Annotated in this window: 2 protein-coding genes; both read left to right on the plus strand. The window is 59.1% G+C overall.

Annotated features, from left to right (window positions below; genetic code table 11):
• The first annotated feature begins 174 nt into the window (after positions 1 to 174).
• Positions 175 to 1,029 carry a sulfotransferase gene (locus V8J88_RS22625; RefSeq protein WP_338846528.1) on the plus strand — a complete coding sequence of 285 codons (855 nt, stop codon included), beginning with the start codon at positions 175 to 177 and terminating at the stop codon, positions 1,027 to 1,029.
• Entirely contained in the window at positions 1,026 to 15,530 is a 14,505-nt protein-coding gene (locus V8J88_RS22630; RefSeq protein WP_338846529.1) for an Ig-like domain-containing protein, read from the plus strand. The genes V8J88_RS22625 and V8J88_RS22630 overlap by 4 nt, the downstream gene beginning before the upstream one ends.
• Positions 15,531 to 15,534: the final 4 nt, after the last annotated feature.

A 15,534-nucleotide genomic window follows, 5' to 3' on the forward strand; every position in this document is an offset into this window, starting at 1 on the left:
CTGCCGCCAAGTTTGTTGCATTTCGACATATGTTGCATAACGGAATGATTGGCGTGTAATGGCTTGACATTGATTCTGTCATTTTTTTGTTGCATGATGGTTTAACTATGGTCGCGTGGTGAGACGGCCTTCTTTGCATTTTGCCAAATTCTTTGAACAGCAAGCGGATTCCACATGTCTGAGTTGCGCCAAACGTTTCACTTCATTTCGGGTTTGCCGCGCTCCGGCTCAACCCTGCTTGCTGCAATCTTGCGACAAAATCCACGCTTTCACGCAGGTATGATGAGTCCGGTCGGCAATCTGTATTCGACCATGCTGCACCAATTCGCCGCAGGCAGTGAATTCGGCCCTGTCATCACACAGGAACAGCGGCGGCGCCTGGTGCGCGCCTTGTTCCACGCTTACTACGAAGACCTTCAGGATAAAGAAATTATCTTTGACACCAACCGCATGTGGTGCTCCAAGATGGCTTTTATCAAAGATCAGTTTCCCCAGGCAAAAGTGATCGCCTGCGTGCGCAACGTGGCCTGGATCATGGACAGCCTTGAGCGCCGCTGGCGCGCCGATCCATATGAGCTGACCAAGCTGTTTGTTGACGATGTCGAGCGCAATACTGTGTACAGCCGGGTGGATACACTGGCGCAACGCAACCGCCTGGTCGGTTTTGCCTGGGCTTCATTGAAAGAGGCATTTTACGGTGAACATGCGGAGTCTTTGCTGGTGGTTGATTACGACCTGCTGGTAAACGCTCCTGGCAAAGTGCTTTCTCTGATTTATTCCTTTTTGCAAGAACCCGAATTCGATCATGACTTCAATCATATCGAATACGATGCGCCGGAATTCGATGTTCCGCTGGGCGTTCGCGGCTTGCATAAAGTCCGTCCCCAAGTAACAGCTCAATCCCGCGCCACAATTTTGCCGCCGGATTTGTTTGAACAATATTCAAAATTATCTTTTTGGAAAGATATCTCCGGGAGTGCGGCAAACGTCGTGACCGCACAAGTTCCGCAGGAAAGGAATCCGTCATGAAAGCATCACAAACAAAACGCCCGGGCTTCCGCCCGCGTAAAAATATGCTGGCGCTGGAATCCCGCGTGGTGTTCGACGGTGCAGCGGCATCCAACATCGTCGATCATCACGGGAATGGCGATGTGCTGACCCGGGCTTTGGCGGAACGTCCTGCAGCGGAATTGGCGGCGCGCACTGCGGCTGAAGCGCAAACACGTCAGCAAGTGGTGTTTGTCGATGCCAAGGTAAAAGACTGGCGCAACCTGTTGCCCGGCATCGCCAACGGGGTCGATGTGGTGGTCCTGAACGCGCAGCAAAACGGCCTGCAGCAAATCGCAGATTATCTGGCGCAACATAATAAGGTTGACAGCATCCAGATTCTGGGACACGGTTGGGAAGGCGATGTGTGGCTGGGTTCCACCTATCTGAATCAAGCGGCGCTGGAAAATAACCGCACGCTGCTTGGCAAAATCGGCCAAAGTTTGAATAGCGGCGGCGATATTTTGCTGTATTCCTGCAATACAGGGCGCGGTGAAGCCGGCCTTGCCTTTGTGGACACCCTGGCGGCCCTGACCGGGGCCGATGTGGCGGCCTCATCGAATCGCACCGGCGCTGGCGGCGATTGGAATTTGGAAGTGCGGCGTGGCGCAATTGAGGCGGACAATCCGTTCTCCCCGGCGGCCCTGACAAACTTTCAATCCGATTTGGCGACACTGACGGTCACCACCAATGCTGACTCCGGGGCTGGCAGCTTGCGTGCGCAAATCGCTGCCGCCGCCTCCGGCGATACGATCACATTTCAAACCGGCATGACAGTTACCCTGAGCACGGGGCAATTGACGATCTCCCAGAATCTAACTATTGATGGCGATCTGGATGATGATGGCACGGGTGATGTGACCATTAGTGGTGGCTACAATTCACGAGTCTTCAATGTTTCGTCCGGCACAGTCAAGTTTGATGGTTTGACGATTACAAAGGGGCTGGTGGCGGGCGCCGGCGGCAGCAATGATTCCGGCAAGGCTGGCGGGGACGGTACTGACGCCTTGGGGGCAGGGATTTTCAATGCTGGCACGCTTACCATCGTCAACTCGACTATCACCAAGAATTTTGCATCAGGTGGGGGCGGCGCAGGCGGCTCTTTCTCTCAAAGCGGTGGCGGGGGTGGCGGTGGCGGGTATTCGACAGGATTGGGCGGCACTGGTGGCACAGGGCGCTACTCTGCCGCCCCAACCGCACCTGCGGCTGGAACTGGCGGTAACGGTGGCGGTACCAACGGTGGCCAACGCGGTGGTTACGGTGGCTCGACCACGGGTGGCTTGGGAGGTGGTGCTGCCGTGGCAGGTGATGGCTATACTCAAGGCGGTAATGGCGGTACCGCGAGCAACGGTTCACTCTCGATAGGCGGCGGTGGCGGTGGCAGCGGCGGCTATTTCGATGGCGGTGCGGGTGGCAATGCGGCTGGCGGCATTTATAACAGCGGTACCCTGACTATTACTGGCAGCTCCATTACTAATAATCTTGGCGTGGGCGGTGGCGGCGGCGGCGGCGGCGCCAAGAATTACTCCACTTCCGGCGATGGCGGCGCCGGTGGGGCTGGCATTGGCGCACTGTGGAATAAGGGCGGCACCGTGAATATGGACGCGGCCACATACGCCACCATGTCCACTACAAATGCGGGCGGAGCAGGCAAGGGCGGCACAACCGGTGGCACCGGCAATACTGCAGGCACGGATGGTACGGCCACCAGCAAAATCAGCACCACCGATGGCGGCACGACCAGCACCACCTATGCCCCGGCCCCCACCACCACGGTGAGCACGGTCTCCTTTTCCGCCGATACCGGCACATCCAGCACCGATTTCATCACCAATACCGCGAGTCAAACCATTTCCGGCACGCTGTCCGCCAATCTGGCTTCCGGTGAAAAGGTGGAATTCTCGCTGGACAATGGCAGCACCTGGAACGATGCTGACACCTATACCACCGGCTCTTCAGCCTGGAGCACCGCCGCCACTTTGAGCAGCAGCGACACGCTGAAAGTGCGGGTGGCCAATTCCGGCGGCAGCGGCACGGCCTTGTCGCAAGCCTATGTGCTGGATCAGAGCGCACCCTCCATTTCCGCGCCGGATATGACTGCCGGCACTGACAGCGGCAGCTCCAGCACAGACAACATCACGAATGACAGTACGCCGACCTTCACCGGCACGGCGGAAGCCGGGGCCAGCGTGACCCTGTATGACACCGATGGCAGCACTTCGCTCGGCACCGCGACCGCTGACGGCAGCGGCAATTGGAGCATTACCGCTTCCACCATGAGCGAAGGCAGCCACACGCTGACCGCCAAAGCCAGCGATACCGCCGGCAATGTCAGTTCGGCCTCATCCAGCCTGTCGGTGACGATTGACCTGACGGCGCCAACCACGCTGAATACACCGGATCTGACCACCGGCACCGATACCGGCGATGCAAACAACGACAATATCACCGGCGACAACACGCCAACTTTTAATGGCACTGGCGAGGTCGGCGCTACCGTCAATTTGTATGACACCGATGGCAGCACATCGCTTGGTTCCGCCACGGTCAACGGCTCCGGCAAATGGAGCATCACCACCAGCAGCATGACGCATGGCGTGCATTCACTGACTTTGAAGAGCACCGACGTGGCGGGCAATGTCAGCAGCGCTTCCGGTGCGCTCAGCATCACCGTCGTGACCACCGCGCCAGCCGTCAGCAGCGTCGCCTATAACGAACGCACCGGGGTCTTGAAAGTCACCGGGACAGATTTTTTAGCGCTGTCTTCCGGCAATGATATCGACGCCTCCATGCTGACTTTCACCGGCGAAGGCGGCACTTACACCCTGACCGACACCTCGGATGTGGAGTTGACCAGCGGCACCGAGTTTTCACTGACTTTATCCGCCACCGATCAGGCCGGCATTCAGCAGATCCTGAATAAAAACGGCACAACATCGTTTACCGGCACAACGTATCAATTGGATCTGGCTGAAGGCTGGGATGCCGGTATCGCCGGCACCCTCACTTCCAGCATCACAGGCAAAGCCATCACCGTGTCCGGCATCGCCACCATTTCCAGCGCGAATTACACCGCGCACGGCAGCGGGCCGATTGCCGCCGGCACCCTGACGGTGACTGGCACGAATCTGAATACCAGCTCCGACACGATTGACCCGACCAAAATTACTTTGCAAGTGCTGAATGGCAGCACCGTGGTGGAAAGCTACACCCTGACCACGGCGTATAACCCGTCCACCGTCACAGTGGACAGCACCACCCAGTTTTCGATTGTGCTGAACGCCACTGACCAGCTGTTTATCAATGGCATTTTAAATAACGCCGGCACGACCTCGATTGATGGCTATGACTTCAATTTGAATGCCGCTTCCGGCTGGAACACCAGCTTTACGAGTGCGCCGGACAAATATGTCTCGACCCCGGCGCTGACCAACTCGGTGAATGTGGATGACGCCGCCTCGCCTGCAGTCACCTCGGCCACTTTCAACACCATCAGCCATGTGCTGACCGTGACCGGTTCTGATTTGGTGGCGTTTTCCGGCAGCGACAACGACGTTAAAATTTCCTATCTGACTTTAACCGGCGCTGGCGGCAAGACTTACACCCTGACTTCGACCGATGTCGATGTCACTTCCGCCACCTCGTTTGCTGTGACCTTGAACAGCACCGATCAGTCGGGGCTGGCCGCTTTGCTGGACAAAGATGGAACCAAGGCGAGCGATAACACGACTTACAATTTAAGCGCTGCCTTGAATTGGAATGGCCAGATCGCCACCGTCGCCGACACCACCAATGCGCTGACCGTGACCACGCCTTCGCCCACCGTGTCGAAAGTGATCCAAACCTCCGGCGACGGCAGCTATAAAGCGGGCGATACGGTCACCTTTAAAGTCAGCTTTGACCAGGCGGTGGTGGTGGACGACTCCGGCGGCACGCCACGCATTTTGCTGGAAACCGGCACGACTGACCAATATGCGACCTATGTGTCCGGCACAGGCAGTGCTGATTTAATCTTTTCCTACGTGGTGCAAGCCGGCGACACCAGCAGCGATTTGCAGTATTTCGACACCGCATCCTTTGATTTGAACAGCGGCACGATTGTCTCGGTGGCGAATGGTTCGACCGCTGATTTGACCCTGCCCGGCACCGGAACCAGCAATTCGCTGGGCGGCTCTTCGGCGCTGGTGATCGACACCACCGCGCCAGCCACGCCGGCAGCCCCGGATCTGGATTCCGGCAGCGATAGCGGCACATCCAGCAGCGACGATTACACCAGCGACAATACGCCGACTTTCTCCGGCACGGCGGACGCCAACACCACCGTGTATCTGTATGACACCGATGGCGCAACCGTATTGGGCAGCGCGACCGCCGACGGCAGCGGCAATTGGAGCATCACCGCTTCCAGCATGAGCGATGGCAGCCATACCTTGACAGTGAAAGCCAAAGATGCGGTCGGCAATTACAGCAGCGCGTCGAGCAGCTTGAGCGTAACCATCGACACCACGGCGCCCTCCACCACCGTGTCCACGTTGGCGTTCTCGGATGACACCGGTTCCTCCAGCAGCGACTTCGTCACCAGCACCGCCAAGCAGGATATTTCCGGCACGCTGTCGGCGAACCTGGCGGCGAATGAAACCGTGCAAATCTCGGTTGACAATGGTTCGACCTGGATCGACGCCTCCGCCACGGTTGGCCAAAACACCTTCACGCTGAGCAAGCAAACCCTGTCCGGCACAGACACCATGAAAGTGCGGGTGGTGGACGCGGCCGGCAATACCGGCACAGCAAAATCACAGGCTTATACGATAGACAGCAGTGCGCCTTCGGCCCCGTCAACCCCGGATCTGGATGCCGGCAGCGATTCCGGTTCTTCCAGCACGGACGATAATACGTCGGACGATACGCCGACTTTCTCCGGCACGGCGGAAGCCAACGCCACCGTCACCCTGTATGACACCGACGGCGTAACGGTGCTCGGCACAACCACGGCGGACGGCAGCGGCAATTGGAGCATCACCTCTTCCACGCTGAGCGAGGGGGCGCACACGGTCAGTGTAAAAGCCACCGATGCAGCCGGTAATGTCAGCAGCGCCTCCAGCACCCTGTCGGTGACGATAGACACTACGGCCCCTAGCACCACTATTTCCACCGTGGCGTTTTCGGCGGACACCGGCGCTTCCAGCACCGATTTCATCACCAAGACTGCAGCGCAGACGATTTCCGGCACGCTGTCGGCCAATCTGGCGTCCGGCGAAACCGTACAAATCTCGCTGGACAATGGCGCCACCTGGGCTGACGCTTCCGCCACGGTGGGTCAAAACACCTTCAGCCTGAGCGGGCAAACTCTGAGCGGCAGCGACACCCTGAAAGTGCGGGTGGTGGATACGGCTGGCAATGCCGGCACGGTGAAATCGCAAGCGTATGAACTCGACACCACCGCGCCGGCCACCACGGTATCGACGGTGGCGTTTTCGGATGACACCGGCTCTTCCAGCAGCGATTTCATCACCTCTGCCGCCAGCCAGGATATCTCCGGCACGCTGTCGGCCAATCTGGCCTCCGGCGAAACCGTGCAAATCTCGCTGGATAATGGTTCGACCTGGATTGACGCTTCCGCCACCGTGGGTAAAAACACTTACAGCCTGACCGGCCAGACCCTGACCGGCTCGGACACCCTGAAAGTGCGCGTGGTGGACACCGCAGGCAATGCCGGCACGGTGAAATCGCAAGCCTATGAACTCGATACCACCGCGCCGACCACCACGGTTTCGACCGTGGCTTTTTCGGCGGATACCGGCGCCTCGTCCACCGATTTCATCACGAATACCGCCGCGCAAGACATTTCCGGCACGCTGTCGGCCAATCTGGCTTCGGGCGAAACTGTGCAAGTTTCATTGGATAATGGCGCGACCTGGGCCGATGCTTCCGCCACAGTTGGCAAAAACACCTTCAGCCTGACCGGGCAAACCCTGAGCGCCTCGGATACGCTGAAAGTGCGCGTGGTGGATACCGCCGGCAATGCCGGCACGGTGAAATCGCAAGCGTATGTGTTGGACACCACGGCGCCGACCAATACCATCGCCTCAGTCGCCTTCTCGGCGGACACCGGGGTGTCTTCCAGCGACTTCATCACCAATACCGCCGCGCAGGATATTTCCGGCACGCTGGCCAGCAATCTGGCTTCCGGTGAAAAAGTGCAAATCTCGCTGGATAACGGCGCTACCTGGCAGGACGCCAGCGCGACCGTGGGCAAAAACACCTTCAGTCTGACAGGCCAAACCCTGACCGCTTCCGATACGATGAAAGTGCGGGTGATTGATGAAGCCGGCAACAGCGGCACGGTTGACAGCCACGATTACATTTATGATCCGGATGCACTGTCCAGTGTCTCGGTCAAGCTCGACACCAGCAGCCTGAAAGCGGAAAGCACCGCCAAAGTCACGTTCACCTTCTCGGAAAAGGTGGGTAATTTTGACAACAGCGATATCACGGTTGAAAACGGCACGCTGTCCACCGTTTCCTCGTCTGACGGCGGCTTGACCTGGAGCGGTACGTTCACCCCGACCGCCGACATCACCGATGCCGTGAATGTGATTTCGGTGGATAAATCGACCATCACCGATCTGGCCGGCAACGCTGGCAGCGGCACGACCAATTCGCCGAATTACAAAATCGACACCAAGCGCCCGACCGTCAACATCAGTATGAGCGACAGCAGCTTGAAGACAGGCGACACCTCCACCGTCACCTTCACCTTCTCGGAAGCGGTGTCCGGCTTCACGAATGCGGACTTGCTGATCGACAACGGCACAATGTCCGCAGTTTCGTCAGCAGATGGCGGCACCACCTGGACCGCAACGTTCACTCCCAAAGCGAATGTGGAAGACAGCAGCAATCTGATCACGCTCGATATGACCGGTCTGGCAGACTCGTTTGGCAATGCCGGCAAAGGCACTGCCGATTCGGGTAACTACACTATCGACACCAAAGGCCCGACCGTCGTCATCACCATGAATGACAGCAAACTGGGGGCCGGCGAAACCGCCACCGTCACCTTTACCTTCAGCGAGGCGGTGAGCGGCTTCACCACCGCCGATGTGCTGGCCGACAATGGCGTGCTGTCGAATTTGAGTACTGCAGATGGCGGCGTCACCTGGACCGCCACCTTCACGCCGGATAAGAACGTCACTTCGGCCACCAATGTAATCACGGTGGATAACACCGGGGTGAAAGATGACGCTGGCAACGCCGGTTCCGGCACGACTGATTCGCCTAATTACGAGATTGATCAGGAAACGCCGTCCGCCACCATCAGCCTGAGCGACAGCAACCTGAAAATCGGCGATACCGCCACCGTCACCATTACATTCAATGAAGCGGTGACCGGCTTCACCAATGCGGATCTGACGATTGCCAATGGCACGCTGTCTTCCGTCTCCAGCAGCGATGGCGGCACGACCTGGACCGCCACTTTCACGCCGGACAGCGATATCGAAGACGCCGCCAACGTCATTACCCTGGATCAAAGCGGGGTTGCGGATGCGTTTGGCAATGCCGGCACGGGCACGAGCGATTCCAGTAATTACAAAATCGACACCAAGCGCCCGACTGCCACTATTACGCTGGACGATACCGCACTGAAAACCGGCGACACCGCCAAGGTCACGATCACTTTCAGCGAAGCGGTGACCGGCTTCACCAATGCCGATTTGACGATTGCGAATGGCACGCTGTCATCTGTCTCCAGCAGCGATGGCGGCATCACCTGGACCGCCACCTTCACGCCAAGCAGCAATATTGAAGATACGAGCAATGTCATCACGCTGGATAACACCGGGGTGGCGGACTTGGCCGGCAACGCCGGCAGCGGCTCGACCGACTCGAATAATTACGCGATTGACAGCAAACGCCCGACCGCCAGCATTACCCTGGCTGACAGCAAGCTGTCGATTGGCGAAACCAGCAAGGTGACCATCACCTTCAGCGAAGCGGTGTCCGGTTTCACCAATGCCGATTTGACCATCGACAATGGCACGCTGTCTTCGGTCTCCAGCAGCGATGGCGGCGTGACCTGGAGCGCCACCTTCACGCCGGACAGCGATATCGAAGACGCGACCAATGTGATCACACTGGACAATAGCGGTGTGGTGGACGCCGCCGGCAATGCCGGCACAGGGACGACCGATTCCGGCAACTACACCATTGACAGCAAGCGCCCGACCGCCACCATTACGCTGGACGATACCGCGCTGAAAGCCGGCGACACAGCCAAAGTCACGATCACCTTCAGCGAAGCGGTAAGCGGCTTGACGAATGCGGATTTGACGATTGCGAATGGCACGTTGACATCTGTCTCCAGCAGTGATGGCGGTGTCACCTGGAGCGCCACCTTCACCCCGGACAGCAATATCGAAGACGCGACGAATCTGATCACGCTGGACAATAGCGGCGTGGCGGACGCCTATGGCAATGCGGGCAGCGGCACAACGGACTCGAATAATTACGCCATCGACAGCAAGCGCCCGACTGCCACCATCACGCTGGACGATACCGCGCTGAAAGCCGGCGACACAGCCAAAGTCACGCTCACCTTCAGCGAAGCGGTGACAGGGTTGACGAATGCGGATTTGACGATTGCGAATGGCACGCTGTCATCTGTCTCCAGCAGTGATGGCGGCGTCACCTGGAGCGCCACCTTCACGCCGGACAGCAATCTCGAAGACGCGACGAATGTAATCACGCTGGATAATAGCGGCGTGACGGATCTGGCCGGCAACGCGGGCAGCGGCACGACGGACTCGAATAATTACGCCATCGACAGCAAACGCCCGACCGCCAGCATCAGCTTCGCTGATAGCAAGCTGGCGCTGGGCGAAACCTCGAAAGTCACGATCACCTTCAGCGAAGCGGTGAGCGGCTTCACCAATGCCGATTTGACGATTGAGAATGGCACATTGTCTGCGGTTTCTTCCAGTGATGGCGGGGTGACTTGGAGCGCCACTTTCACGCCGGACAGCGATATCGAAGACGCGACCAATGTGATCACACTGGACAATACCGGTGTGGTGGACGCCGCCGGCAACGCCGGCACAGGAACGACCGATTCCGGCAATTACACCATTGACAGCAAGCGCCCGACCGCCACCATTACGTTGGACGATACCGCGCTGAAGATTGGCGACACAGCCAAAGTCACGATCACCTTCAGCGAAGCGGTAAGCGGCTTGACGAATGCGGATTTGACGATTGCGAATGGCACGTTGTCATCCGTCTCCAGCAGCGATGGCGGTGTCACCTGGAGCGCCACCTTCACGCCAAGCAGCAATATCGAAGACGCGACGAATCTGATCACGCTGGACAATAGCGGTGTGGCGGACGCCTATGGCAATGCGGGCAGCGGCACAACAGACTCGAATAATTACGCCATCGACAGCAAGCGCCCGACGGCCACCATTACGCTGGACGATACCGCGCTGAAAGCCGGCGATACAGCCAAAGTCACGCTCACCTTCAGCGAAGCGGTGACAGGGTTGACGAATGCGGATTTGACGATTGCGAATGGCACGCTGTCATCTGTCTCCAGCAGTGATGGCGGCGTCACCTGGAGCGCCACCTTCACGCCGGACAGCAATATCGAAGACGCGACCAATGTGATCACGCTGGATAACACAGGCGTAGCGGATCTGGCCGGCAACGCGGGCAGCGGTACAACGGACTCGAATAATTACGCCATCGACAGCAAACGCCCGACCGCCAGCATTGCCTTAAGCGACAGCAAGCTGGCGCTGGGCGAAACCTCGAAAGTCACGATCACCTTCAGCGAAGCGGTGAGCGGCTTCACCAATGCCGATTTGACGATTGCGAATGGCACGCTGTCTGCGGTTTCTTCCAGCGATGGCGGGGTGACTTGGAGCGCCACTTTCACGCCGGACAGCGATATCGAAGACGCGACCAATGTGATCACACTGGACAATAGCGGTGTGGTGGACGCCGCCGGCAACGCTGGCACAGGAACGACCGATTCCGGCAATTACACCATTGACAGCAAGCGCCCGACCGCCACCATCACGCTGGACGATACCGCGCTGAAGATTGGCGACACAGCCAAAGTCACCATCACCTTCAGCGAAGCGGTAAGCGGCTTGACGAATGCGGATTTGACGATTGCGAATGGCACGTTGTCATCCGTCTCCAGCAGCGATGGCGGCACGACCTGGAGCGCCACCTTCACACCAAGCAGCAATATCGAAGACGCGACGAATCTGATCACGCTGGACAATAGCGGCGTGGCGGACGCCTATGGCAATGCGGGCAGCGGCACAACGGACTCGAATAATTACGCCATCGACAGCAAGCGCCCGACGGCCACCATTACGTTGGACGATACCGCGCTGAAAGCCGGCGATACAGCCAAAGTCACGCTCACCTTCAGCGAAGCGGTGACAGGGTTGACGAATGCGGATTTGACGATTGCGAATGGCACGCTGTCATCTGTCTCCAGCAGTGATGGCGGGGTGACTTGGAGCGCCACCTTCACGCCGGACAGCAATATCGAAGACGCGACCAATGTGATCACGCTGGATAATAGCGGCGTGGCGGATCTGGCCGGCAACGCGGGCAGCGGTACAACGGACTCGAATAATTACGCCATCGACAGCAAACGCCCGACCGCCAGCATTGCCTTGAGCGACAGCAAGCTGGCGCTGGGCGAAACCTCGAAAGTGACGATCACCTTCAGTGAGGCGGTGAGCGGCTTGGATGCGGCAGACTTCAGCGTCGCCAATGGCAAGCTGTCCGGCATTTCCAGCAGCGATGGCGGGATCACCTGGAGCGCCACCTTGACGCCGGACAGCGATATCGAAGACGCGACCAATGTGATCACGCTGGACAATAGCGGTGTGGTGGACGCCGCCGGCAATGCCGGCACAGGGACGACCGATTCCGGCAACTACACCATTGACAGCAAGCGCCCGACCGCCACCATCACGCTGGATGATACCGCGCTGAAGATTGGCGACACGGCCAAAGTCACCATCACCTTCAGCGAAGCGGTAAGCGGCTTGACGAATGCGGATTTGACGGTGGCCAACGGCACGTTGTCATCCGTCTCCAGCAGTGATGGCGGGGTGACCTGGAGCGCCACCTTCACGCCAAGCAGCAATCTCGAAGACGCGACGAATGTGATCACGCTGGACAATAGCGGCGTGGCGGATGCTTATGGCAATGCGGGCAGCGGCACAACAGACTCGAATAATTACGCCATCGACAGCAAGCGCCCGACTGCCACCATTACGCTCTCGGACGAGGCGCTGATTCTGGGCGAAAAAGCCACCGTCACCTTCACCTTCAGTGAGATCGTGAGCGACTTCACGACTGCCGATGTGAAGGTGGAAAATGGCGCGCTCTCGAATCTCAGCAGCAAGGATGGCGGCTTGACCTGGAGCGCAGAATTCACGCCGGCCAGCAGTGTGGAAGACGCCAGCAATCTCATGACCCTGGATTTGAGCGGGGTGAATGACGCCGCCGGCAATGCCGGCAGCGGCACGCTGGACTCGAAAAACTACAGCATTGACACGATTGCCCCGCAAATCAGTATGAGCAGCAGCGTCAGCTCGGTAGGCATGGGGGAAACCGCCGTCATCACCTTCACCCTGAGTGAAGCCAGCAACGATTTCTCATTGAGCGCCATCAACGTCAACGGCGGCAGCCTGAGCAATTTGAGCGGCAGCGGCAAGAGCTATAGCGCGACCTTTACGCCGGCGGCCGATTTTGCCGGCTCCGCTACCTTGACCATCAGCGCCAACGCATTTAAAGATGTGGCGGGAAATGGCAATCTGGCGGCAAATTCGCTGCAAGTCGGTGTCGATACCATCAAACCGGCGATCACGATCAGCAGCGATCTGGCGAAAATCGGCCCGGCGGGCGGCACGCTGCATTTCAAATTAAGCGAAGCCAGTAAAAACTTCACCTTCGACGATATCCAGGTGAAAAATGGCGTACTGTCCAATTTCAGCGGCAGCGGCACGGACTACAGCGCCACCTTCACCCCTGACAAAGGCATGGACGGCAAAACCGAAGTCAGTGTGGCGGCAGGCAGCTTCAGCGACGCGCAAGGCAATATGAATGAAGCCGGCAGCGTTACGCTGCTGGTCGATACCGTGGCGCCGAACGCCAAAATGAGCAGCGACAAAGCGCTGCTGGGGGCAAACCAAACTGCTGTCATCACCATCACCCTGGATGAAATCGCAGCCGGTTTCAATCTCGACAGCTTGAGTGCGGACGGCGGCAAATTGTCCAATTTCCAAGGTTCCGGCACAACTTACACAGTCGATTTCACGCCGCTGCCGGATGCGAACGGGGCCGCCAGCGTCAGCATTATTTCCGGCAAACTGGCGGATGCTTTGGGCAATGTCTCAGAACTCAGCACGCAAGTCGGTCTGCAAGTCGATACCCTGGCGCCGGGCGTCAAATTCAGCAGCGTATTGAGCCAGCTCAAAAACGGCGAAAGCACGATGGTCACGCTGACCTTGAGCGAAGTTCCATCCAAGGTCTTGACGGCGGATCTGCTGAAAGTCAGCGGCGGGGCGATCAGCGGATTTGGCGGCAGCGGTCAGGTGTACACCTTCAGCTTTACTCCCTCGGCCAACAGCACGGCGGATGGCGTTATCAGCATGGCCGCCGCCAGTTTCACGGACGCGGCAGGCAATCCCAGCCAGGCCCAGGAATTGCGCCTCAAGGTGGACACCGCAATTCCGGCCACGCCAGGGACAGTCAGCCTGACGCCCGCCACCGACAGCGGTATTTCCAATAAAGATGGGGTTACCAATGTCGCCAATCCAGTGCTGACCGGTAGCGCCGAACCGGGCAGCACGGTCACGATTTTTGATGGCGCCAAACAAATCGCCACCGCCACTGCAGGCAAAGACGGGGTTTGGGTCAGCAACCCGGTTCCGCTCAGCGAAGGGCGTCATTTGATCAGCGTCACCAGCACTGATGCGCTGGGTAATGTCAGCCCATCGTCTGCCGTCAGCGAGGTGGTGATTGACCGCAGCAACCCGGCGCCCACCGAAATGGTGGCGAATATTCTGCCCGGCGACAGCAGCGGCAATGGCAATTCGGCCAAGGCGGATGTGCGCGGCAAGGGCGAACCGGGCAGCACTGTGCGTTTGTTTGAAAACGGGGTCGAAATCGGTACTGCGCAAGTTAATCCGGGCGGGCAATGGAATACCGTGCTGCGCTTGCCAATCGGCGACCATAATTTGACTGCCATCGTGACAGACGCCGCCGGCAATGAAAGCAGCGCCAGCCAGCCGCTCAAGGTGACAGTGCATACGCCGCCGCCCAGACTGAATGCGCAAACGCCAGCCCCGGTTCCGGCCCCGGCTCCGGCGCCGTCGCCGCAAAGCGGCACAGAGACCTCGCCTGCCCCGGTGGGAACAGCGGTCAGCTCTGGCGGCAATAGCGGCAACAGCGGCATCCAGACCGGTTTGAACAACAGCAATGCGAATACGCCAGTCACCAATACTGTGGCCGGCAGCGCCAACAACACGCCGAATAACAGCGGCGGCATCGGCAACAGCGGCGGCGCGAATGCGCTGTCGGGAACCAGCCTGAGTCCAGCCCCGGCCCCGGCCCCGGCGCCCGGGCCTGCTCCGGCGCCTGCCCCTGCCCCTGCAGCCGGTGAACGCAGCGCGCCCGCCAATACGTCGCAGCCTGGCGCGCGGCCTGCATCGCCCCCGGCTAGCGGCAACACCCCGGCTCAGGGCGGGGCGAATAGCGGCGCCGCAAGCAGCAGCGGCGGGGCCGAGCGCACCTTGCTGGTGAATCGCGAAGTCAACACGATCAGCGCCGACGCCGGACAAAACATCGCGTTCACGATTCCCAAGGACACCTTCCTGTCCAACAGCAATTCACCGCTGATCTTCAAGGCCGCCCTGGCTGGCGACAGACCGGGGGCCGATCAGCCTTTGCCGGCATGGCTGAAATTTGATCCGGTCTCCGGCACATTCAGCGGCGAACCGCCGGCGGATGCGCCTGCCGTGATCAAGATCCGTGTGGTGGCGCGCGACGCCAATGGCAATGAGGCCAGCGCCACCTTTGTGATTAACCGTAATGGCGCCGGGGCGGACAGCAAGACCGCGCCCAAGCCCTTGGCCGCGCGCGATTTGCTGCAATTGCTGGCGATCAAGCGTGCGCCGTTTGGCGTGCTCAGTGCGGATGATGTGGCGCCGGAAGAGCCGCCGCAGCACGGGCAATTGGCTGAGGGCGCGCAAGGCATGCAGGATGCGTCGCTGCCGCTCGGACGCGCAGCCGAGGGCGGCGCGGAAACCGCCAGCCCGAGCATGCCGGAAATACCGCATGCGCCGCAATTCTCAGAACAGTTGTCACATGCAAAACAAAGTTTTGATCTGAAGGGGGCCAACACCCTGCGTCATCTGGCGGCAGTACAACAGATGCGCAATCAAACCGCACAGGTTTGAGGGG

It is taken from the genome of Massilia sp. W12 (assembly GCF_037300705.1).
GTDB lineage: Bacteria > Pseudomonadota > Gammaproteobacteria > Burkholderiales > Burkholderiaceae_D > JACPVY01.